Annotated in this window: 19 protein-coding genes; 7 read left to right on the forward strand and 12 right to left on the reverse strand. The window is 42.9% G+C overall.

Annotation, left to right across the window (positions count from 1 at the left end):
* Window positions 1-14 precede the first annotated feature (14 nt).
* From ACTS60_RS15320 to ACTS60_RS15340, 5 genes are all read right to left on the reverse strand, one after another.
* Window positions 15-881 (reverse strand): hypothetical protein, encoded by an 867-nt coding sequence (locus ACTS60_RS15320; RefSeq protein WP_088879500.1) that lies wholly within the window; start codon window positions 879-881, stop codon window positions 15-17.
* Between the two features lie 1,033 nt (window positions 882-1,914).
* The gene (locus ACTS60_RS15325) at window positions 1,915-2,148 is read right to left on the reverse strand and encodes a hypothetical protein (protein ID WP_038886275.1); all 234 of its coding nucleotides are present in this window, start codon (window positions 2,146-2,148) and stop codon (window positions 1,915-1,917) included.
* A 30-nt stretch (window positions 2,149-2,178) separates the two neighbouring features.
* Window positions 2,179-3,024 carry a hypothetical protein gene (locus ACTS60_RS15330; protein WP_010450727.1) on the reverse strand — a complete coding sequence of 282 codons (846 nt, stop codon included), beginning with the start codon at window positions 3,022-3,024 and terminating at the stop codon, window positions 2,179-2,181.
* 121 nt (window positions 3,025-3,145) lie between these two features.
* Complete coding sequence (locus ACTS60_RS15335; RefSeq protein WP_282065387.1) at window positions 3,146-3,700, reverse strand: sugar O-acetyltransferase; 555 nt, start codon at window positions 3,698-3,700, stop codon at window positions 3,146-3,148.
* A 112-nt stretch (window positions 3,701-3,812) separates the two neighbouring features.
* Window positions 3,813-4,211 (reverse strand): OsmC family protein, encoded by a 399-nt coding sequence (locus ACTS60_RS15340; RefSeq protein WP_182052530.1) that lies wholly within the window; start codon window positions 4,209-4,211, stop codon window positions 3,813-3,815.
* Between the two features lie 184 nt (window positions 4,212-4,395).
* Here ACTS60_RS15340 and msrB point away from each other — a divergent pair, with 184 nt between their 5' ends.
* Together msrB and ACTS60_RS15350 are read left to right on the forward strand one after the other, a co-directional pair.
* Entirely contained in the window at window positions 4,396-5,538 is a 1,143-nt protein-coding gene (gene msrB, locus ACTS60_RS15345) for a peptide-methionine (R)-S-oxide reductase MsrB (RefSeq protein ID WP_440888941.1), read from the forward strand.
* A gap of 44 nt (window positions 5,539-5,582) precedes the next feature.
* Window positions 5,583-5,729, forward strand: a complete 147-nt coding sequence (locus ACTS60_RS15350; RefSeq protein ID WP_440888942.1) for a DUF2256 domain-containing protein — start codon at window positions 5,583-5,585, stop codon at window positions 5,727-5,729.
* A gap of 53 nt (window positions 5,730-5,782) precedes the next feature.
* On the opposite strand, the gene ACTS60_RS15355 is transcribed toward ACTS60_RS15350, so the two are convergent.
* The 3 genes from ACTS60_RS15355 to ACTS60_RS15365 are packed head-to-tail and all read right to left on the reverse strand — an operon-like array spanning window position 5,783 to window position 9,380.
* Window positions 5,783-6,490, reverse strand: coding sequence for an SDR family oxidoreductase (locus ACTS60_RS15355; RefSeq protein ID WP_440888943.1), 708 nt, complete (start codon window positions 6,488-6,490; stop codon window positions 5,783-5,785).
* Entirely contained in the window at window positions 6,490-8,034 is a 1,545-nt protein-coding gene (locus ACTS60_RS15360; protein ID WP_440888944.1) for a cryptochrome/photolyase family protein, read from the reverse strand. The genes ACTS60_RS15355 and ACTS60_RS15360 overlap by 1 nt, the downstream gene beginning before the upstream one ends.
* On the reverse strand, window positions 8,034-9,380 hold the full coding sequence (locus ACTS60_RS15365) for a DASH family cryptochrome (RefSeq protein ID WP_440888945.1): 1,347 nt from the start codon (window positions 9,378-9,380) through the stop codon (window positions 8,034-8,036). The genes ACTS60_RS15360 and ACTS60_RS15365 overlap by 1 nt, the downstream gene beginning before the upstream one ends.
* A gap of 270 nt (window positions 9,381-9,650) precedes the next feature.
* Between ACTS60_RS15365 and gefA the strand changes: the two genes are divergently transcribed.
* The gene (gene gefA / locus ACTS60_RS15370; protein ID WP_407833707.1) at window positions 9,651-10,664 is read left to right on the forward strand and encodes a diguanylate cyclase GefA; all 1,014 of its coding nucleotides are present in this window, start codon (window positions 9,651-9,653) and stop codon (window positions 10,662-10,664) included.
* A gap of 111 nt (window positions 10,665-10,775) precedes the next feature.
* Here the strand turns inward: gefA and ACTS60_RS15375 are convergent, their stop codons facing one another.
* Window positions 10,776-11,354 carry a malate synthase gene (locus ACTS60_RS15375; RefSeq protein ID WP_010450715.1) on the reverse strand — a complete coding sequence of 193 codons (579 nt, stop codon included), beginning with the start codon at window positions 11,352-11,354 and terminating at the stop codon, window positions 10,776-10,778.
* A gap of 174 nt (window positions 11,355-11,528) precedes the next feature.
* Between ACTS60_RS15375 and ACTS60_RS15380 the strand changes: the two genes are divergently transcribed.
* Both ACTS60_RS15380 and ACTS60_RS15385 read left to right on the forward strand, forming a co-directional pair.
* The gene (locus ACTS60_RS15380) at window positions 11,529-13,085 is read left to right on the forward strand and encodes a DUF3612 domain-containing protein (protein WP_440888946.1); all 1,557 of its coding nucleotides are present in this window, start codon (window positions 11,529-11,531) and stop codon (window positions 13,083-13,085) included.
* A gap of 395 nt (window positions 13,086-13,480) precedes the next feature.
* Window positions 13,481-15,481, forward strand: coding sequence for a methyl-accepting chemotaxis protein (locus ACTS60_RS15385; protein ID WP_440888947.1), 2,001 nt, complete (start codon window positions 13,481-13,483; stop codon window positions 15,479-15,481).
* A gap of 37 nt (window positions 15,482-15,518) precedes the next feature.
* Here the strand turns inward: ACTS60_RS15385 and ACTS60_RS15390 are convergent, their stop codons facing one another.
* Window positions 15,519-16,877 (reverse strand): diguanylate cyclase, encoded by a 1,359-nt coding sequence (locus tag ACTS60_RS15390; protein ID WP_440888948.1) that lies wholly within the window; start codon window positions 16,875-16,877, stop codon window positions 15,519-15,521.
* A 133-nt stretch (window positions 16,878-17,010) separates the two neighbouring features.
* On the opposite strand from ACTS60_RS15390, the gene ACTS60_RS15395 reads away from it, so the two are divergent.
* Together ACTS60_RS15395 and ACTS60_RS15400 are read left to right on the forward strand one after the other, a co-directional pair.
* Window positions 17,011-17,610: an alpha-ketoglutarate-dependent dioxygenase AlkB family protein gene (locus ACTS60_RS15395; RefSeq protein ID WP_440889158.1), complete on the forward strand. Its 600-nt coding sequence runs from the start codon at window positions 17,011-17,013 to the stop codon at window positions 17,608-17,610.
* A 108-nt stretch (window positions 17,611-17,718) separates the two neighbouring features.
* A complete protein-coding gene (locus ACTS60_RS15400; RefSeq protein WP_440888949.1) occupies window positions 17,719-18,801 on the forward strand; it encodes a DUF3541 domain-containing protein in 1,083 nt (360 codons plus the stop codon).
* A gap of 71 nt (window positions 18,802-18,872) precedes the next feature.
* Here the strand turns inward: ACTS60_RS15400 and ACTS60_RS15405 are convergent, their stop codons facing one another.
* Together ACTS60_RS15405 and ACTS60_RS15410 are read right to left on the reverse strand one after the other, a co-directional pair.
* Entirely contained in the window at window positions 18,873-19,709 is an 837-nt protein-coding gene (locus tag ACTS60_RS15405; protein WP_440888950.1) for a DUF481 domain-containing protein, read from the reverse strand.
* Between the two features lie 192 nt (window positions 19,710-19,901).
* The gene (locus ACTS60_RS15410; RefSeq protein WP_440888951.1) at window positions 19,902-20,666 is read right to left on the reverse strand and encodes a ferredoxin--NADP reductase; all 765 of its coding nucleotides are present in this window, start codon (window positions 20,664-20,666) and stop codon (window positions 19,902-19,904) included.
* Between the last annotated feature and the right edge of the window lie 81 nt (window positions 20,667-20,747).

Below are 20,747 nucleotides of genomic sequence, written 5' to 3' on the forward strand. Positions count from 1 at the left end.
TTTTATTTATTTTCCTAGAAGGAGTAATTCACTGTCGCGATGTACGAAGCTCTTTCTTGGTCGAGCAAGTCGATATTGCCAAGCGTCCCTCGTTCTGCATCTTGGTAGAAGCCAGTAGAAGACGCTGCCAACAGTAGTGACCAGTTTTCATCGAATTGGTAGGTTCCGTATAGAGCACCTTCATAGTGCCAACTGCTTCGTCGAGTTCCTTGATAACTGATGGTGTTCCCGCCTAAAGCTGTCATGCCTAGCGCAAACGAGTCCCAAGACTTTTCAGCGACCGAAAACAGTGAGTAAGTCCACTCTGTCAGCGAACGCCCGCCCATCGTTTTGTATTTATGGAAGTTCTTTTTAACTCGTGGTGAGATAGAGAAGTCGACGCTCCACAGAGAAAAAGAGACCGGGATCGCTATACGGAATGCGGTTTGTAGTTCATCCTTCCGCGAAGATTCTGAAGTTGGAATCGTAAATTGACCAGAAGCACCAATACTTCCCGTCTCACCAAATTCATATAGGTTTGAATATCTCATCCCTAAAACGGTATCAGTGGCGTAAGTACCCACTTCATCTTCAAGTGCACGATAGCCACCAGCGGATAAGTAAGCTTTGGTATCATCAGATAAGGCATAGACCAAACTACCACCCCATGAGAAATTGCGGACAGAACGGTGATCGTCCTTGTCATAGATGTTTGTATCGTAAGAGAGGTAAACGGACCCACTCAGATTACAAACAACGCAGGACGATTCTCCTTCATTTTGTGTAGATTCAATCCCACTGCTATCGTCTACGCTGGCTTCCTCTGCAAGTGACGGCATTGAAAATAGCGTACTTAACAACATAGCAAGTGGGGTCATCGTCCACTTAGTTGTGTGCTGCATGTTATAAAACTTCCATGAAAATTAAGTTTATTAGAATAAACTTAAAGACAAACAGATTATTGGCATAGCATTCCAAATAAGAATTAGACCAATAAACCTATCAACCATAAGAGTTTTCTTATGGTTAAATCCTTATTCTATTTTTGATAGATTTGATTTTAGCTATTCGCGTTATTTACAGTTATATCGAGTAAAAAATCACTGCTATTACAATAAAACCATCATTCTTTTTAAATTGTATAGCTCATATAAAGCAATCGATACCGTCACCAGAAAGAAAAACAAAGAACCATAACAATCAACAACTTGAATAATATTTATAGTTATATAAAACAGAGATGGTAAAATACACGCCACTTTAGAAAGCTCAGTTATGAGAACATCATTCTGTTATAACAATCCTTGTTATGTCATTTAGGTAGGTTAGCTATTAAGCCTTATAACTGGAAAATACAAATTAATGACATCATCAAAACCATCCGTTGCTAATAATGAATTTCGCATTTAAAACAAAAGATGGAAATAAGATCAAATTCGAACCTTCTAATATATTGAATTGATGCCAGAGTGGTTTGAATAGAAAATCACACATAAATGTCGATAAAATTTAATCAAACATTCACACAATGAATAGATAAGGGCGTGACAATTTAATAGCAGCACAGATGGGCTGCATATTTGTGAATTTCTATTCAAAAAATATTTTTTTATAAATTTCAATTTTATGTGATACAAATCACATTTAATCATAATGAGACGCACTACTGACTGTTGGTTAAGCGTTATCTATCTCATGAAATCTTGGAATTTGAAGGGATTTAACGTTACTTACCTTCCCTACTCTTGCTGACAAACTTGACTTATTTATCAATAATAGCAGCAACTTAGCAGTTGACTCTTATCCCTTCCAAACTAAGTTACAGACGATTGAAGACCTTGAGAGCAAAAACACTAACTCGATAAAGGTCTGGTTTGAATAGTCAGCGAATCAAAACGCACACTTATGCTCACCGTCTTGCATCATGATCATGAGTTAATCTTGTATGGTTTTATGACCGCAGTTCTCGCAAATCAAGTGACGAGAAAAATCATCCATGGAAGCGAGAAAAGCACCAAAAACGGTACTTTTTAGAAAGCCTGTAATGAATTCCTTTTTACTGCGATTCTTATCTCCCTCAAAAGCGCTTTTCTTTCTGACTAACACCACGACATGATGCGTTTCCACACCACATGAAGGACACATTAGAACTTCTGTCTTATTAGACATCTTAATCTCCTTAAGTTTTTGACACCCTCTTCACCAAGGTCTTGCATCAACCTTGTCTCGTAATACTCGAGCATACTCCGTTAACAACCTTGCATTATCTGCGCTTTTTCGATTGCCACATACCTCCCCTTGGTAGGTAATATTTGGACTGGAGTAGATAGGTAATACTTTTTCCTCGTAGCTCATAACGCTCCCGGCATCACCACAAAGCGCGCCATAGGCATAACTCTTAAGTTTGGGAAGATCCCACATGGCAATGCTTTCCCTAACTGGGAAGAGTTCTTCTTTCTCTTGTCTATCAAATGTTTTGATATCGTGTTGTGCCCAAGCTAAGTGACCTAACTCGTGTTCCAAAACGTTATCCGAGAATCGAAGATCCATGACGACAAACTGGGGCTTGATATCCACCCAGGCACTACCAAGCGTAACCATTCCTTCTTCACCCGACTCATTGGTCACGAGTGGAGGGGTTACCAAAATATAAAACTGATCAGGAGATTCTTCGTAGGAAGCCATAATGTACTCACCCAGTACTTGTTCTAGCGCATAGTTGGCCGTTGAAAAGTCAAAGATGGTGTAGCCAGACAAATCTACAAACTCAATAGACGCTTTCTTTCGCTCCATTGGGATACAAGAGTTTTGTAGTGTTTTGTTAGAAAACTGGATGCTGCGATCTACGTACGCTTCTATTTCTTCTACGTAAAGGTAGTCAAGTGTTCGTTCGTCAAAATAGAAGTTCAACCAAGTTGTAACGGTTTCCTCTTCTGAACATTTTGGGGTGATGAGTTTTCCATCAATAAGAGGTTGGAGATAAAATACAGTAGCAACTGAAACAACAGCCATCAGCAGGCAAGCCATTACAACATTCAATTTCATACATTCTTCTTATGAATTTCATAGACAGCAAAAATAAATACATGAAATTTATAAATTAATTTGAATGATATGTAAATAAGCGCTTATTGATTATGAGAATAAGCGCCTTGGGTATGTGTGCTTACTCGCCCTCGTTTAGGCGACGAATCAATTTAGCTGGCGTACCGCCATATAAACAATCCGGTGGTACATCGCTGTTTACCACTGAGTTAGCAGCAATCACAGAGCGAGCACCAATGGTCACGCCTTGGTTGATGACCGAATTGCCACCAATCCAGACGCTATCTTCAACTGTGATTGGCTTACAAAAGGTTTCCCACTTGAGTCGGCTGCGGTAATCGAGAGAATGCGAAGCAGTGTAGAACTGAACGCTAGGGCCGATAAGAACGTGGTTACCAATGGTGATTTTAGCGCCATCCAACATCACGACATTCATATTGATGAAGGTCTCTTCGCCAATTTCAATCGTCTTACCAAATTCACAATGCAGCGGAGCTTGGATGATGCTTCGCCCAACTTTACCAAATAGATTCTTTTGCAACACGTCGCGTTGAGATTCATCGGTATTGTTATTAAATGCCATCAACGCATGGGTTGCGTGAGTGCGGATCGCATCGATTTCTTTATCTGCACCATCAAACACTTGGCCAGACATCATTTTTTCTAGTTCGGTCACTGGATCATTCCTACAACTTTTGACCAAGCCAGATTAGCGTAAAAGGGGAATAAAAAAAGAGAAAAGCACGGGCTTTTCTCTTTCCTATTTTTTCAATTTTTCACGTGAGTGATTATACGATTTCCCAGCTGTGGGTCATCTCAACCCCTTCACCTAACATTAAGCACACTGAGCAGTATTTCTCTAGTGAATCCGCCGCAACTTTCGCCACGATTTCTGAGTCTAGTGCATCACCAGAAACTTCAAAGTGAATGTTTACTTGAGTAAAGATACGTGGCGCGGTTTCACGGCGCTCAGTGGTTAGCTTCGCGTTAACAGAAGCCACTTTCTGGCCTGCCGTTTTTAGACCATCAACAACGTCTACAGAACTACAACCACCTGCGGCCATAAGAACCATTTCCATCGGACTTGGCGCTGTTGCACCGCCATTACCATCCATCACGACTGAGTGACCAGATTGAGACTGACCTAGGAATTTAAAGTCTTCGACCCATTTTACTTCTGCTTGCATGGTTTCCCTCATTAATGCTTCTGCCTCACCGATGATTGTCTTCCGATGAGCGTGTATTTTATGCCGTTACTGTAGCCCCCTTGAAAAAAAGGGCAAAGAAATTTTCATCTTCACTGTAATTTTTTCGCTCTTCAGTCTGTCCTGTTACGTAAGATTCATTGAGAAAATGACGTTTGAGGAAGTTATGAAGAAAGTATCTAAGTTGTTGGTGGGATTCTCATTCACACTGCCTGTACTGTTCATCTTGCTAAGTAAAACAGGTACTGCCGATACCATGGATAAGATGAACGCATCACAAAAAGCTGACATCGCAACATTAGCAGGTGGTTGTTTCTGGTGTACCGAATCGGATTTAGAGCAATTACCAGGTGTGTTAGACGTGATTTCTGGTTATTCGGGTGGTGATTTAGAAAACCCAACTTATCGACAAGTCTCTTCTGGCAAGTCTGGCCATATTGAAGTGATTGAGGTGAAGTACGATCCTGCTGTTGTGAGCTACGAGCAAGTATTGGATTACTTCTTCCGCCATATCGACCCGACTGACGACAAAGGCTCATTCGTCGACCGTGGTCCCCAATACCGCCCTGCGATTTTCTACCATAATGCCGATCAAAAACAGGTTGCCGAGCGGTTTATGATGGAAATCGACAAGGCGATGATCTATCCAAAACCGTTGAAAACAGAGCTGATCGAGTTTGAAAAGTTCTACCCTGCGGAGTCGTACCATCAGGATTACTACAAGAAGAGTAGCCTGAAGTATAAATACTACCGCTACGCGTCTGGTCGCGATAAATACCTAGACGAAGTATTTGGTGATGATCGTAAAGACAACCCGAAGTCACTGCGTGAGCTCATTAATGAAAAAGACCTGATGACAAAAGTTAAGGTCTACGAAAAGCCTTCAGACAAAGAGATCAAAGCAAAGCTGACTGAACTTCAATACTACGTCACTCAAGAAGAAGGCACCGAGCGACCTTTCAACAATGAATATTGGGATAACAAAGAAGCTGGAATATACGTAGACATCGTAACTGGTGAGCCTTTGTTTTCATCAACCGATAAGTATAAATCCGGCACAGGGTGGCCGAGCTTTACTAGGCCGATCAATCCGGGTTACATCGTTGAGAAAACCGATTTCAAACTGGTTTATCCGCGTACCGAGATCCGCAGTAAATTTGGTGACTCACACATCGGCCATGTCTTCAAGGACGGCCCAAAGCCAACCGGCTTACGTTACTGTATGAATTCCGCTGCGATGAAATTTGTCCCAGTGAACAAGATGGCGAGTTTAGGCTACGGCGATTACCTGTACCTATTTGATAAGTAAATAGCCCCCTGTTTTAACCAAATTAGGAGTGAACATTCAGCGCGATGAAAGGTTTTGAATCCAACCTTCCCATGAAAGTCTGTCCGGTCTGTCAGCGCCCGTTTTCTTGGAGAAAGAAGTGGGCGCGAAATTGGGAGGAAATCGTTTATTGTTCTGAGCGTTGCCGAAGAAATAGATCAACGAAAACGTAGGGCACTCCGACCCTCTCTGCACATCGTGCTGCTTTGCTTTTGTAATAACGCTTTTACCAAGGCAATAACGTCCCATCATAAGCCCAAAACGCCCCGCTACCTTGCGGGGTTGCTTTTTCTATCAAGCCAAATAGATCCTTTGCGACTCGCTCTGGTGTGAACAACTTTCTCTCTGGCACATTGGTCTGGAAAGGTGCCGACAAAGCGGTATCCGTAGTACCTGGGTGAAGTGAAAGCACCGTGCCATGTTTGACCATTCTCTGCCATTCGATCGACATGGTTTTAAGGAACATATTTAGCGCAGCTTTCGACATTCGGTAGCTGTACCAACCACCTAACTGGTTATCACTAATACTCCCCACTTTGGCCGATATGGTAGCGAACTTGGGTGCAGTACTACGTTTGAGTTTGGGCGTAAAGTATTTGGCTAACAAAACACTGGGTAGCGTATTCACTGCGATGGTTTGTTGGAAAAAGTCGGCGTCGAGCGAGCTAAGGTTCTTCTCAGGGCCTTTCTCGTTGGTGTGCAACATACCAACACAGTTGACCAACCAATCGACATGTTCAATCTGCGCGCTAAGCGCTTTCACCCGCTCATCTTGCGACACGTCCAGTTGATGCCAAATCACATTTGGGTGTTGCCAATCTGGTTGCTGCTTACGATAAGTGGCATGCACGCGCGCTTGAGGGAACCGAGCGGCGGCTTCTTGCACCATCGCCAAACCAATTCCACCATTGCCACCGACGATGAGTATTTCCATCACAAGTTCTCCACGTTTTCTATGTAATGCTCTGCGGTATCGAGTATCGCTTGGCGTTGTTGTTCTTCCATGTTGTCCCAAGAGCGGAAAATCATCCCGATTCTTGGGTTGGTTGCGAGACGCTTGTCGTGCTTGTTCATAAAACGCCAATAAAGACTGTTAAACGGACACGAGCCTTCGCCACTGCGCGCTTTATTGTCGTAATGGCAACCCTTACAGTAATCGCTCATCTTGTTGATGTAAGAGCCACTCGCCGCGTAAGGCTTGGTGCCAACAATGCCGCCATCCGCAAACAACGCCATGCCACGAGTGTTCGGCATTTCGACCCATTCAATTGCATCAACATAGATACCGAGATACCACTCATCCACTTGGTCTGGATCTATCTCGGTTAACAAGCAAAAATTACCAGTCACCATCAAACGTTGGATGTGGTGTGCGTAGGCGTAATCGAGAGACTGACCAATCGCATTGCGCATACAGGCCATTTTGGTTTCGCCATTCCAAAAGAAGTCTGGCAGCTTTCTTTCTGCGCCCAACTCGTTCTTTTTCGGGTAATGAGGCATGTTTGCCCAATAGACGCCACGGATGTACTCTCGCCAACCTAAGATTTGGCGAATAAACCCTTCGACTTGAGAAATGTCGATGTCCGCGTTGGAGTGAAACGCCTTAAGAGAGGCATCAATCACCTCTTTCGGATGCAGCATCTTGCTGTTCAGCGAGAACGAAATTCGGCTGTGGTATAAGCTCCACTTAGCATCGTGCTGACCTATCATGGCGTCTTGAAAACGTCCAAACAATGGCAAACAGACTTGGCAAAAATGTGCGAGTAAAGAGAGGCTTTGCGCGCGATTAATCGGCCACAGCAAGTCACCCCCAAGATTTCCGGTGGTTTTGATGTCATGTTTTGCCAACCGCTCAATAATGCCACGTACGTCGGTACTGAACATCAAAGGTTGTGGCAGTTGTTCAATGTCTTTGACCTTGAGCTTATTACGGTTATGGGCATCGTAATTCCATTTCCCGCCAACTGGTTTGCCGTCTTGCATCAAGATGTCGAAGCGCTTGCGCATGCGGCGATAAAAGTGCTCCATCATGATGTGTTTGCCTTGAGGAAACTGCGATTCTATCTCCTCAAACGGCAACAAAAAGTGTTCCGAATCAACACATCGCGCCACGACCCCATCAAGCTTTAGTTTGGCTAACTGCTCTAGTAAACGGTATTCATCGGGGCGTTGATATTCAAACTTACTTGCACCAACTTCGCTCACGTAGTGATTTAAGACTTGCTCCAGATCGTCGAAGGATTGTGTGTCATCCAACGTGAGATGCAAAACTTGATGGCCTTCACTCTGACGCTCTTTCGCAAACTGTTCCATCGCAGAGAAAAACGCACACACTTTCTGAATATGATGCGTCACGTAGGTATTCTCTTGCTTGAGCTCCGCCACCAGGTAAAGAACACGGTCATCTGGTTGCTTAAACCAAGAATGCTCACTGTTGAGTTGATCACCCAAGACCAATCGTAGGGTTTCAAATTGCATTATGACTTCTCCTGCGATGACGACTTTTCAGTGCGTTCATTCATGATTGGCCAGTCAACCATATCAACACTATCCGAACACGCGTCTACACTGCGTCCTTGCCATCGGTTGATGAACTCCATGTGCGGGTCGTACATTTCGGTTTGCTTTTCGAGATTGAATTGTCGTGAGCCACGAGGATCAGCACCAACGCCCGCGAGGTATTGCCAATTTCCCCAGTTCGATGCCACATCGTAATCAACCAGTTGTGACTCAAAGTACGCAGCGCCATAGCGCCAATCGAGCCCTAGCTCATGCATCAAACAACTGGCGACCAACTGTCTGCCACGATTAGACATATAGCCCGTTTCGTTAAGTTGGTGCATGCAAGCGTTCACAATGGGAAACGGGGTTTCTCCCTTTTTCCATTGCTGAAAACGATGTGCATAAAAGCTCGTCAAAGGAACTTGATTGCGAATACCACCAAACCGGAATAACCGTCGTCCGTATCGACGTGCATACCAATAAAAGTACTCACGCCAAAGCAGTTCGAAGTAAATCCAATAGGTTGAATCATTTGCGCCATTCTCCGCTTCATAACGTTTCAACATGCCATAAATAGTTTTCGGCGACAGACAACCGTGGGCTAACCAAGGGGAGAACTTAGTCGAGTAATCCATACCATCTAAGCCATTACGCGTCTGCTTATATTCACTGGCTAATGTCGAGGAAAAATACTGGCGACTGTGTTCAAGCCCAGCTTGCTCTCCCCCTGAAAATAGCGCTGGCTTCAAGTCGCGAGTTAGGCTCAGTGTTGATATCGGGAGAGTTTCCGGCGCAGGTGGGAGTGCAGAGACTTTTTCGACTGGCTCTGAAATATGGAGCGCTTCAACTTGTTTGCGAAACTTCGTAAAAGTATCTGGTAAATCGTCTGTTTTAAATGGCAACTGCCTAGCACAAAAAAGAGTTTGCGCCTCTTGTTGGACAACAGAAATATGCGGGTATTCAACTTGTAACTTCGCAAGCACGGCTTGTTCATCGCAACCCGAAATAGCACTGACATAAAGACGTGAGACACCGAAGTTTTCAATAGCATGCTTTATCGCATGATAAGGATGCAAAATAACCACCAATAATCGCTGCTTCAATGTATTTAAAGATGAGTTGAGGCAAAATAATGACTCATCCAGAAACTGTTGTTTCGCAACACCAAACTGAGACACTTGCGCATATTGAGCTAAATAAGAAGATATCTTGGGGTAGCAATAAAGGCAGACAAGAAGATCAACTTCCGAAGTAGCTTTAGTTAAGTTTGGGTTGTCGTGCACTCTCAAGTCGTTGGTAAACCAATATAAGCCAATACTCATGATTTTATCTCAGATTTAATTAAACTCTCTCAACACGTTACGAGTAGAGCCTGAGATCGATCACTGTGTCAGAACATGGCAATAGGAAGCTCTTGTCTAGGTGTACTGAAATAGTAATTGCATATGGTTTACCTGACATCATTCAGCAAACTATTTGATAGTGAGCCAAGTTTTTTTTAATTTTTGGACTAAAAATGACAAAAATTAAAGCGATATTAACCAAAATTCGCTAACCTATGCGCAATACAGTTTGCTAGTGCTTTCGCGACAATGAGTGACGAATTTAAAAAATCGACTGCAAACTTAAAAAAAGCAGTCCCATTGATGATAAAAAACCACGTAGCTGCCACTCCAGCTAACTATGCGCTTTGGTATACCTACGTGGACAAAACCATTCCTGAGTTAAACCAGGAGTTGGATATGGTGCTTGAAAACTACGAAGTTTGCCCACCAGCAACCAACAAACAGTTATACAACAGTTATGTAGCCAGTAAGTCTGAAACCAGTTTAGAAGAGCTAAAGACAAATGTTGAGGTTCTGCTTGGTGAGGTTGCAAGCTCTATGACGGATACGTTGACCGACACTTCTTCTTTCTCCGACATGGTAGATAAAAGCTTTGGCCGCCTGGAAAAAGTGGAAGATGACGGTTTGAGCATTGAAGAAGTCATGGGTGTAATTCGTCAATTAGTTTCAGAATCAAGAGAAATTCGTCATTCCACCCGTTTTTTGAACAACCAGCTTAGCAATGCAAGCGAAGAAATCTCACGCTTGAAGCAACAACTGTCAGAGGTGCAAAAAGACGCACTGTTTGATGGACTGAGTCAGTTGTACAATCGCCGTGCGTTTGATAACGATTTACGTATGCTTACTAGTAGCAATCAAGCACTGAGCTTGATTATGCTGGACATCGATCACTTCAAAACTTTCAACGATAACTATGGCCATTTGTTTGGTGACACCGTTATCAAAGCCATTTCCAAAAAGCTCCAGCAAAGTTGCAGAGAAGGCATTAGTGCTTATCGATTTGGCGGTGAAGAGTTCGCATTGGTCGTACCGAACAAGTCTTTACGAATTGCACGCCAATATGCCGATACATTGCGACGCGTCATAGAAAAACTTCGAGTTAAAGATAAGCGTTCAGGGCAACAGATCGAAAGTATCACTGCATCTTTTGGTGTGGCAGAGTACCGTGTAGGTGATAGTGCGGAAGCGTTAGTCGAACGTGCGGACAAGCAACTTTACGAAGCCAAGCAGTTAGGTAGAAACCGAGTGATGCCGTTGTAAAACTGAGCTTCAATAAAAATGCTTTGTTCAACAGAACTAAAAACCCCAAGCGCGTGCTTGGGGTTTTGCTTTTCTTGGGCTGCTTAGTTAGTCGGCTAAGCTATCGATGATTTAATCAATGCTGTAGCAGTAGCTTAGGAAGTAATCATCGCCGTTTTTCGCGGTGTACTCTTTGTCTTCACTGCATGCCATTGGTTTACCTTTCTTGTCGCCTTTGATTAGGCTGATCCAATGACGCATTGCAGTTGGAGCATTACCAGTAAGTTCTGGGCTAAAAGTTGTTCTCGTTTCCAGTTGGATATCATCAATATCCATCAACTCCACACAGCCAGTACCCTTGTGACAACCAAACATCACTTCAGCGTGACTGCCAGATTCGTCTTTAAATAGGATTGATTTTGGATCTTCTTTTTCACCTGTATATGCCACGAAATGTTTTGGGCTTTTCAAACCACTGTGTGTTCCGTCTTTGAAGTAAGCCATAACATGGCGGTAGTCGATAACGTAGCTTGATACATCTTGATGTGAGCCGCTCTCTAATGGGAACATGCGGTCTAGTAGCTGCTTCGCCTTAACTTGTTTCTCGCTCTGCTGCTCAGCACATACCGCCTCGACGGCAAATACTGCTTCAGCGATAAATGGGCGTTCTTGTTGTTGGATGTCATTTTTATCGAAATTTAGCATATTCATCGTCGTTTCCTCGCACTTAAACACTCTTCCTAGAGTAAAAACTTAAAACCTTTGTTTAAGTTTCAGACAATTCTGTGAAGTAGATGGTTAATTTCCTTGCCTGCTCATTATGTAGACTAGCGAATTATTGACTACAATTTCACAACAAAAATTTTACAATGTGAATTTTACAAAATGTCTGTGTCAAAAAGTCTTATACGCCAATCTCACTTCTTAGGGACGAAAATTCGCAACCTAAGGAAAAACAACCATTTAACGATGGAGGATTTGTCCGCGCGCTGCGTACGAATTAATCCAGAGTATGCTCCTTCTGTATCTTACTTATCTATGATTGAGCGGGGAAAACGCGTTCCAAGTATTGATATGTTGGAAGTTATTGCTGAAGTTTTCCAAAAACAACCTACTTGGTTTCTGGATGATGAGCCTGAACTCGAAGCCATTACACCTAACAAGGGGAATCGAGGAGGCATCAGTGGTATGGCTTTAGAGCCAAGCTTCTTATTCTCTAATGAAATCCTACAAATCGCGATACCTGAAATGCTCTCACAGACCGGTATCACCGGGCGTCAGTTCGCGCATCTCTTAATTCGGGCGCACCAAGAAAATCACCAAAACCACTTCCCCGATCTAGAACGAGCTGCCGAAGAAGTTGGTTTGAAGCGTTTAAACCTGTCGGTAGAGGATTTAATCGATATTGCTAAATCGATGGGGCTAGACATTCGTTGGATAGATCGCTCTCCACAAGATGTGATCGACGAACTCGGTGTGAGTGCGAAGCAGTTGATTACTTCCTTTATGGAAGCACCTGGAACCATCTATTTAAACAAACGTATGCGCGATTACCCTACTCGTTTGAAGTACGATTTAGCCGTGTATATCGGCCATCGAGTCCTGCACAGCAGTGATGGCATGAGTAACGTGTTGTCTATTGGTCACCAGAACAACTGGGAGCAAAGTGGCGCACAGGTCTCTAATTCTGAGCTCAACTCACAAGACATTCTGCAAGCTTGGCGTGATTTTGAATCGAGCTTCTTTGCAGGCGCACTATTATGTCCAAAAGTGCCGTTTCGCCAGTTGCTTGATCGTTCTGGCTATGAAATCGATGTGCACAAAAAAGCGGGGGTTTCACCTTCGGTGGCGATGCGCCGTATGACGGTAGTGTCTCCTTATCCGCACTGGCATTACTTTGATGCCTATGGTCCAGGTAAGCTCAAAGCCGTATATCGAGGTAATGGTATCCCACTCCCATGGGGCAACATGCGTAAAGTGAACGATCCTTGTCAGCACTGGGCGGTATTCCGCCGCTTATCACAACCACTAGATACGAGCTCAGCTCAAATTTCCATCCTCAACGTAGGAGATGAACCAAGAATCTACTGCTGTGAGTCTGTCAACGTCTTCGATCCTGCAGGTAACAACCGTGTACTCTGTGCTGGTATTGATCTTAACCCTGCCATTTCTGCACAAGGTGGGGATGCCATTGAGATAGCCGAAGAGCTTAAGTCACTGTGTGTGACGTCAGGTGGAAGTACGGTTATCCCCCAGCATATTAAGAAAGATCTCACTACCATCGCAAAAATTCTTAATATCAACTGGATAGAGCGTGGTATTCAAACTCAAGCAAGATTGATTTGCTCTAGAGGAGCAGTCTGCCCGCGACAACCAAGTTGTTACAGTAAGTGTGGAGAATCAGGTGAGACTGGAGACGAAGCACAAATTATTGATCTTTAGAAAGAAAAAACGCCAATCACAATATTGTGATTGGCGGTATATAACTGTGAACAATATGTATTCACTAACAACGTCAGTTGGCTAGGTGACCCTCGGCTTAATAAGGGTCACTTTGTATAAAGCACGATGCGTGCCAACTTTGCAAAAGCTCATTTTCCTTGTTTTTTAGTGCATATTGATGAGTATTTAAACAAACCTTTCGCAAAATGCATTTTCATTTTGCAAATCAAACCAGATTCTGCCACTCAATTTGTTGATATTAATCACTTCATCAACAAAAAAAGCGGACGCCAAAGCGAATACTCAATTAATCCCATAAAGGCTCTCCTATACTTTGATTAACTGAGGAAAAATGACCTCGCATCGACGTTATAAAACCCAAGTTGGAGACCAAAATGACAAGCTTACTCCGCCGATTTCCTTTATATGTAGTGGTATGCATCGTGGCAGGAATTCCACTTGTGATTGCCATCATACTGTCTACCCAAAATGTCCTAGTTTTAGAGCGACAAGCTAAAATAGCAATAAGAGATACACAGTTGGTAGATTTGGCCACTAATTACGATAACTTGGCGCATAATTTGGCAGTAGAAAGAGGGCTCACAGCAGGAGTACTGGGTAGCAAAGGAAACCCAGAAATTGTGAATAAACTCCGCCAACAAAGATTAAAAGTCGACCTTGCCGTCTCTGCTCTCTCCCAATCTAATACTGACATGCTTGATAGCAAGCTGACTACATCACTTGCACAAGATATTCACCTACAACTAGCACAACTTAGCAAAGTCAGAAGTGGTGTTGATCAACTGGCACCTCATATTTCACCATTTCATTACTACTCAAATCTCAACCAACTCATCATCGACAACATTAAAATAGTGATCGCCGAAACTCAGAGTAACGAACTCACTCTTATAGGCGACTCCCTTGTTGCAATCGTGACAATGAAAGAACGAGCAGGACAAGTTCGTGGGGCACTTAATGGTGTATTTGCTAGCAAAACCGCAACCCCGGTGCTTTTTTCAAGTGTTAAAAGTTACATCCAGTCAGGGGACTATGCCCTGCGAGCAGCTCATATTGCGATGTTGCCGTCATACCAAGAGCAGTTAATGCAAGTTCAACGAGAACCTGCATGGAAAAATGTAGAAGAAATCCAACTTCGTTTTTTGGCACAAGAAAACAATCTTGGATCAATAGAAGGCCCTTCGGCAACTCAGTGGTTTCCGGTTGCAACACAACGAATTGGGTTATTGAACCAGCTTCGCAATGAAATGCAATCTGACATGTTAGCTCATGCTGAAGCTTTACTAAAAGACTCGGTATTCAACCGCAATGTCCTTATTGGCGTCACCCTAATCACCTCAATATTGCTGCTGGGTCTAGTATCGACGCTAGTACGTAGTTTGAGATATCGAGTTGGCTCCATGAAACAGAAACTCGGCCATATGACTGAACAACATGATCTTACTGTTGAGCTCACCCACAATGGACGTGATGAAATATCTGCTATTGCGAACAGTATCAACCAGTTAACCAAGAATATTAAAGACTTATTGTTCAATGTAACGGATACAAATACTCACAACACCGAGCGTTTGAATAGTATTGTCGACTCAACTCAGGAGCTAGACAATAGTAGCCGTTCAACCATTGCTAAATGTGACAATATCGCCACTGCAATGACAGAACTTGCTCAGTCAAGTATTGAGATCGCTCAATCCACGGAGAGAGCGTTGAGTGACACTAGTGAAATGAATAATAAAGTCCAAGAGTGTCAGCAGCAGAGTGAGCGTTCATTCGTCTCCGTAAAAAGCTTACTTGAGCAAATCCAAGCGACTGAACAGTGTATGGCTGAGCTGGAATCCGACACACAAAGCATTGGCCAAATTGTTGAAGCGATTAATGGTATTTCAGAGCAGACAAATTTGTTAGCGCTCAATGCAGCAATTGAAGCCGCGAGGGCAGGAGATCATGGTAGAGGTTTTGCCGTTGTCTCTTCTGAGGTTCGAGACTTAGCTCAACGTAGCCAAGAAGCAACAGAAAATATCAGCAAGTTATTAGATCAGATCACTGAAAAAACGCGATTTTCTGTGGAAAACATGGCCAAAAGTAAAAATGCCAGTGATATTACTTTTGAGGCAGTTAAGCGCGTTGACAATAGCGTGTCATTGTTAGAAACCAGCATTGAAAATGTCAATAATCACATCAACACTATCGCCCACTCTACAGTAGAGCAGTCTAAAGCTTGCGAAGCTGTCGACAAAGATGTCGACATATTAGCAGAGATAGCCAAAACAACAGGCCAACAAGCTGACACACTCAGCGAAGTGGTTTTGGGGTATCAAAAAGATACTCAGGAGCTGAATACGCAGCTCAGCAAGTTTAAGTTAGTTCATTAGCAAATCTAAAAGCCAAAAGCCTTGATTATCAAGGCTTTTACAATCCAAAGTGTTTCTGCTTGTACATTCGCTCATCAGCGATTTTCATCATTTGTTCCGCTGACATTAAAGAGGGTTGGAAAATTGCGTATCCCATACTTACTCGAATATAGATCAACTCATCTTCATAAATCACAGGCGTAGAAGAAAGAATATACCTGAGTTTTTGTAGCAAATTTTGGATATTGTCTTCTGACTTAGGGTTATGCATCATCACCAAGAATTCATCCCCTCCCATTCTTGCAACAATATCAGAACGTCGAAGACTATTTTTGATTCTATCAGCACATGCAACGAGTACTTTGTCACCTGCATCATGACCATAGGTATCATTGATGTGTTTAAATCGGTCTAAATCAATATTGATAAGCGCAAAGTCGTAATGCTTGTCGTAACGTTTCGCAATTTCAAATTGCTGACGATAGGATTTCATGAAGTAACGTCGATTCGGTAATTTCGTCAGCTCATCGTGGAAAGCCCGACTATCAGCAATCAAATACAATCGATAAATAGTAATAAGGAAAAAGCCCAGAAAAAACAGCACCGGATAACCGATTAACCTTGCTACATTCAACTCATACCAAGGAAGCTTATGATATAAATCACGGCTCTCATATACTTCTAATGCCCAGCTACCATAAGGAAAACGAACGGTCTCAGCAGCAATCACCTCTTTTGAGTTGGATTTATCACCAAAGAAGATATCTCCCTGAGATCCCATGCTGTTGTAACCCCGAATGACAAGATCACTCAACATAGAGTAATCAAGAATTCCAGAAGTTCTTAGCAAGCTTTCCATATTAATCACCGTGCTAATAGAGCCCCAATACTCATTGTTTTTTGGAGGGTCGACAAACACAGGAACACGAACAATAAGGCCTCGTCCACCTTGAACTAAATTTACTGGCCCAGAAATAAAGATCTCTTCAATATCTCTTGCTTTTTGGATCTGAGTCCATTGTTCAGGCACTTTTCTATAATCTAGCCCTATAATGCGCTCATTACCTTCCTGTGGGTATACATATTGGATGACATCATTTTTAGCGATCCCAATGATTTCAATATGGTTACTTTTTAAAAGGATTCTATTAGAAGCATCCTCCAACTCTGACGCATCTGGACTGGATGATAGCGTTACTAGCGTGGCCAATGTGCTAGTGGCATAAATATCTGCCATCATTTCTGCTTCTAGGTTAGAGCGAATGATGGATAATTTCTCTCTCGCTTTTACTTGAAGTCGCTCTTGTAAGAGCAAATGCTGATTGTGCTGATAAAGCTCAATTCCACCAATGCAACAAGCAATAAAAGTGAGGAAAAACAACGCAAAACCATAGCGTTTCTTCGACGAATATCGCATCGGGTCCTCACTGTTTCGTGATAGTCACGAAAATTATTATTGTTAAAATAGTTATTAATTTTAAGAATAACCAACGAAAATAGTAAAAGTAATACCTAGTTGGTAGTTTTATCACTTTCACAAAAAAAATGAGATACAGATGCGGGAAAATTTATTTAAAAGCTCACTTTGGCAGCACATTCCAAATGGGAAACTCTACTTTCAACAAGATTTTCTCTCATCAGTTGAAGCTGACCTTTACTTTAATGCACTTCGAAGTGGCTTACCTTGGCAACAAAAATCTATTAGGTTATTTGGTAAATCCGTCTTACAACCTAGGTTACAATCTTGGCATGGCGATCGCTCTTACACCTATTCTGGTTTAACTATGCCCCCTCACCCTTGGACGCCTGAGCTAGAAAAGCTACGAGAACAAGTCTCATGTCTATGTGAATCACCTTTCAATTCTGTTCTCGCAAACTTATACCGAGATGGTCAGGATTCGATGGGGTGGCATCAAGACAATGAATCAGAGCTAGGCCTAAACCCAATCATTGCCTCAATTAATCTCGGCGAATCAAGGCGCTTTCTTCTTAAGCATGTAAGCAACAATTCAGTCATTGAAGTTGAATTAACCCACGGCTCAGTACTTATTATGGCAGGTGAAATACAACATCACTGGAAACACTGCGTGCCGAAAACAAAGTTAAAGAAAGGCGAGCGCATCAACCTTACCTATAGAATGATTAAGTAAGCGATAGAAACCGTGATGTAAAACAAAACATTAGCCTGACCAATCGCTTACATTTCACTAGATTATCAGTGGTACTGTAAACCACCCTTCTTGTTATGGAATGTTGTTATGCGTTGCAAGCATCTTGGCATCGTTATTTTTCTCTCTGGCTCTCTGGTGGCCAACGCTCTAGCTGTCGAGGAGACGCCCCCTCTTACTTACTCTCAATCAGCTCAGGTCATTAAGACCACTTACGAAAGCCAACTTTTTTCTCTTAGCGCGTTCAAAGAAGGACACTTTGGTCTTCGCATGTACCGTCAAACACTCGATGAAAAGTATATTCCGGCAATCTGGACTGATATGGCACAAGTGGCAAGTCGCTTAAATCGCATTGCTGCCCGAGTACACTCCCCTGAACAGATCATTCTATATTCTGAAAAGCGCTTAGCTGGATACCATAAGAAACAAGATGAGCGAAGCCAAAGACGATATACAGTAACAAAACACCACCCTGAGTACATTTTCCTTGGCGTTGATCTCCTGGGGGCTTTAGCAAGAGCAGATGAATATGGATTGAGACATATAGAAGATCAAAAACTCAGAGAAATCATCAAGCGCTATGACTTTTCAATCTATGCAAACGACCCTGAAATGATTGAGGCTTGGGCTGCACAACTAGCCAATCAAGTATATTGGTTACGTCAGTTAGGAGAGCAAGACGTAGTCGATGAGTTTACACGTACATTTCGTGCAACTTATCCTGATGAAAGTGACAAAAAGCTTTCTCCACAGCAGTATATGAACAAGCTCTATGGCATGACTCACATTGTCTTTGCTGATTCTCGTTACTACCAAAACCAAGTAGATGAAGCGAAGCACCAATGGATTTACGACTACTTCCGTGAAAATGTAGACACAATCTTGCTGAGAGCAAAGGAAGATGTGATTGCTGAAGTGGGTATCACTTTTCTACTGGCTGGGCTGGAAGACGATCCTGTCGTGACAAAAACAAGAGAAGCCATTCAGAGTTCAATAAACTTAGAACAAGGGATGATCCCTTCCGTTGATGGGGAGTTTGATCTTCAGTATGGAGAACACCGAAATGTTCTCGCAATCATGTTGTTAGACTGGCAAAAAGTGAATCAAGCCCCCTACTTCAATCGCCATTCCGTAGCATTTAAGGATATCCCTTACGGACTGGAACCTAAGTAAAAGTCAGGTGGTGCTATAGCCAAATGATTTCAACATGAAGAACTCAGAGCACTATCACTGACTCCCGTTCATTAAAAGCGGTACGCCATCGTCAGCATTGGGCCATAAAACCGATAGGTCACATCTAACGCAGACTTGTCACTTTCATAATCGACGCCAACTTCGTAATAGTTGAATGAACCCGTCATACTGAATTGATCGGTAAAGAAGTATTTAGCACCTATGTCCACTTCCAGTAAATAACCCTTAATATCATCCACGGCTAAATAAAATACCTGCGCATGGCTTTTCAAAATCCAATCTTCTGTCAGTGAGTATTCTGCTCGAATACCCAAGTCAGGTAATGGTGCCGTGACATCATTCAAAACCGCCTCATCAACAAACATCACCGGGATCTCGTCTACCCCACTCACTTTTGCGCCTAGCTTTCCGTCCAGTCCTAATGACAACCACATCACGTGCAAGCCTGCTAACACATCTACAGCCCATTTTTCACTGGTGTAAAACTGATAGCCATACCCGACACGGGCAATATCAATATTCAACTCAGTTGTAAGCTTCGAGCCAGCCTGCACCGCGTAGGTCGTGCCATCAACGGTAATTTCAAAAGGTTTAGTTACAACGTTGCGTGTTGCTTCTCGATGGAGACTGCGCCAATCAACGTACACACTGTGTTTTGGATTGAAGTGATACTCCACCTCCAAATAAGGCAGTACGGTAAACTCTTTCAAATCAAGGTCGGATTCGAAATCAATGGTGCGTATTTGGTCGAGGTAAGGGTCGTAAGCGTTAAGTTTGGTGTCGGTACGAGAGAAAAATCCGCCGACTTCAATCTCCCATTCTCCAGCAACTACGCCAGAAGAAATGAGAGTAGCGAGGCACACTGTCCAACCAGCTTTGTTCATCATCCTTGAATCCTAAGCTATTGAATTTATTTCTTAAGATAATTGTAGTCATAGGAACAGAAATATGGGAAGACGATTCGATCGCAAGTTTAGATGAAACGATAGGTTCAATACCAAACATGCGAAAGACTTAATTATTTGTCAATGCATACCAACTCTTATTGATTTTAATTGGTTTGTAGCCGTACTCAACAGCTACCAATATCTTTCATATATAATATTGCCACCAGTGCGAGTACGATACTTCTCTAGTCCCAGTCCTTGCAGTACCGGAGAGGTGTCTTTGATCATCTCTGGATTACCACACATCATCACAAAGCTGCTTTGTTTAGAAAATGGTAAATCAGCACGATTAACCAGCTCTCCTGAAGCAATTAGCTCTGGGATACGACCTTGTAGCTTACCTTGAACACTCTCACGACTGACAATTGGCACATAACGCAGACGACCTTCATAACGTTGTTGAAGCTGTTCAATCAGGTATTTGTAGACTAGGTCTCTTTCATAACGCACACCATGAACAAGCACAATATTGTCGCTATGTGGCAACAGGTTTATGTCGTCTAGCAAAGAGAGAAATGGTCCAATACCAGTGCCTGTCGACAGCAACCACAGATCATTGGCATGTTTGGGAATGGTATCGTGAATAAGATCGCCATGTGCCGTTTCACCAACGTAGATGCTATCGCCGGATTGAAGCTGTTGCAACCTTGGTGTAAGTAACCCTTCTGGATTAGCTACGACTAAAAATTCGAGCCATTCAAACTGTTCACTGGGAGCATTCACTACCGAGTAAGCTCGGCTGATTGGGTTGCCCTGTTCGTCGAGCAAGGCGAGTTTGGTAAATTGTCCAGCCTTGAAGGAGAGAGGCGCACCAGAAACCCTTAAGCTAAACAGCTCACCTGTCCAGTCGATTCGTTTTTCTACTCTGGCAAGATTGAAACCTTTCAGTTCTGTCATTGGACATCTCCTTTTGGTTACGTTTCCTTAAACCTACGCCTCACAATAGGCTATGTAAAGTAATTAGCTTACAAAAACAAG

The organism is Vibrio sp. WZ-1 (assembly GCF_052037695.1).
In the GTDB taxonomy this organism is placed as follows: Bacteria; Pseudomonadota; Gammaproteobacteria; order Enterobacterales; family Vibrionaceae; genus Vibrio.

Bases quoted from the DNA above. Each gene is read 5' to 3' on its own strand.
- ACTS60_RS15320 (WP_088879500.1), bottom strand. From the start codon at position 881: ATGCAGCACACAACTAAGTGGACGATGACCCCACTTGCTATGTTGTTA.
- ACTS60_RS15325 (WP_038886275.1), bottom strand. From the start codon at position 2,148: ATGTCTAATAAGACAGAAGTTCTAATGTGTCCTTCATGTGGTGTGGAA.
- ACTS60_RS15330 (WP_010450727.1), bottom strand. From the start codon at position 3,024: ATGAAATTGAATGTTGTAATGGCTTGCCTGCTGATGGCTGTTGTTTCA.
- ACTS60_RS15340 (WP_182052530.1), bottom strand. From the start codon at position 4,211: ATGCAAGCAGAAGTAAAATGGGTCGAAGACTTTAAATTCCTAGGTCAG.
- msrB (WP_440888941.1), top strand. From the start codon at position 4,396: ATGAAGAAAGTATCTAAGTTGTTGGTGGGATTCTCATTCACACTGCCT.
- ACTS60_RS15350 (WP_440888942.1), top strand. From the start codon at position 5,583: ATGAAAGGTTTTGAATCCAACCTTCCCATGAAAGTCTGTCCGGTCTGT.
- ACTS60_RS15355 (WP_440888943.1), bottom strand. From the start codon at position 6,490: ATGGAAATACTCATCGTCGGTGGCAATGGTGGAATTGGTTTGGCGATG.
- ACTS60_RS15360 (WP_440888944.1), bottom strand. From the start codon at position 8,034: ATGCAATTTGAAACCCTACGATTGGTCTTGGGTGATCAACTCAACAGT.
- ACTS60_RS15365 (WP_440888945.1), bottom strand. From the start codon at position 9,380: ATGAGTATTGGCTTATATTGGTTTACCAACGACTTGAGAGTGCACGAC.
- gefA (WP_407833707.1), top strand. From the start codon at position 9,651: ATGAGTGACGAATTTAAAAAATCGACTGCAAACTTAAAAAAAGCAGTC.
- ACTS60_RS15375 (WP_010450715.1), bottom strand. From the start codon at position 11,354: ATGAATATGCTAAATTTCGATAAAAATGACATCCAACAACAAGAACGC.
- ACTS60_RS15380 (WP_440888946.1), top strand. From the start codon at position 11,529: ATGTCTGTGTCAAAAAGTCTTATACGCCAATCTCACTTCTTAGGGACG.
- ACTS60_RS15385 (WP_440888947.1), top strand. From the start codon at position 13,481: ATGACAAGCTTACTCCGCCGATTTCCTTTATATGTAGTGGTATGCATC.
- ACTS60_RS15390 (WP_440888948.1), bottom strand. From the start codon at position 16,877: ATGCGATATTCGTCGAAGAAACGCTATGGTTTTGCGTTGTTTTTCCTC.
- ACTS60_RS15400 (WP_440888949.1), top strand. From the start codon at position 17,719: ATGCGTTGCAAGCATCTTGGCATCGTTATTTTTCTCTCTGGCTCTCTG.
- ACTS60_RS15405 (WP_440888950.1), bottom strand. From the start codon at position 19,709: ATGATGAACAAAGCTGGTTGGACAGTGTGCCTCGCTACTCTCATTTCT.
- ACTS60_RS15410 (WP_440888951.1), bottom strand. From the start codon at position 20,666: ATGACAGAACTGAAAGGTTTCAATCTTGCCAGAGTAGAAAAACGAATC.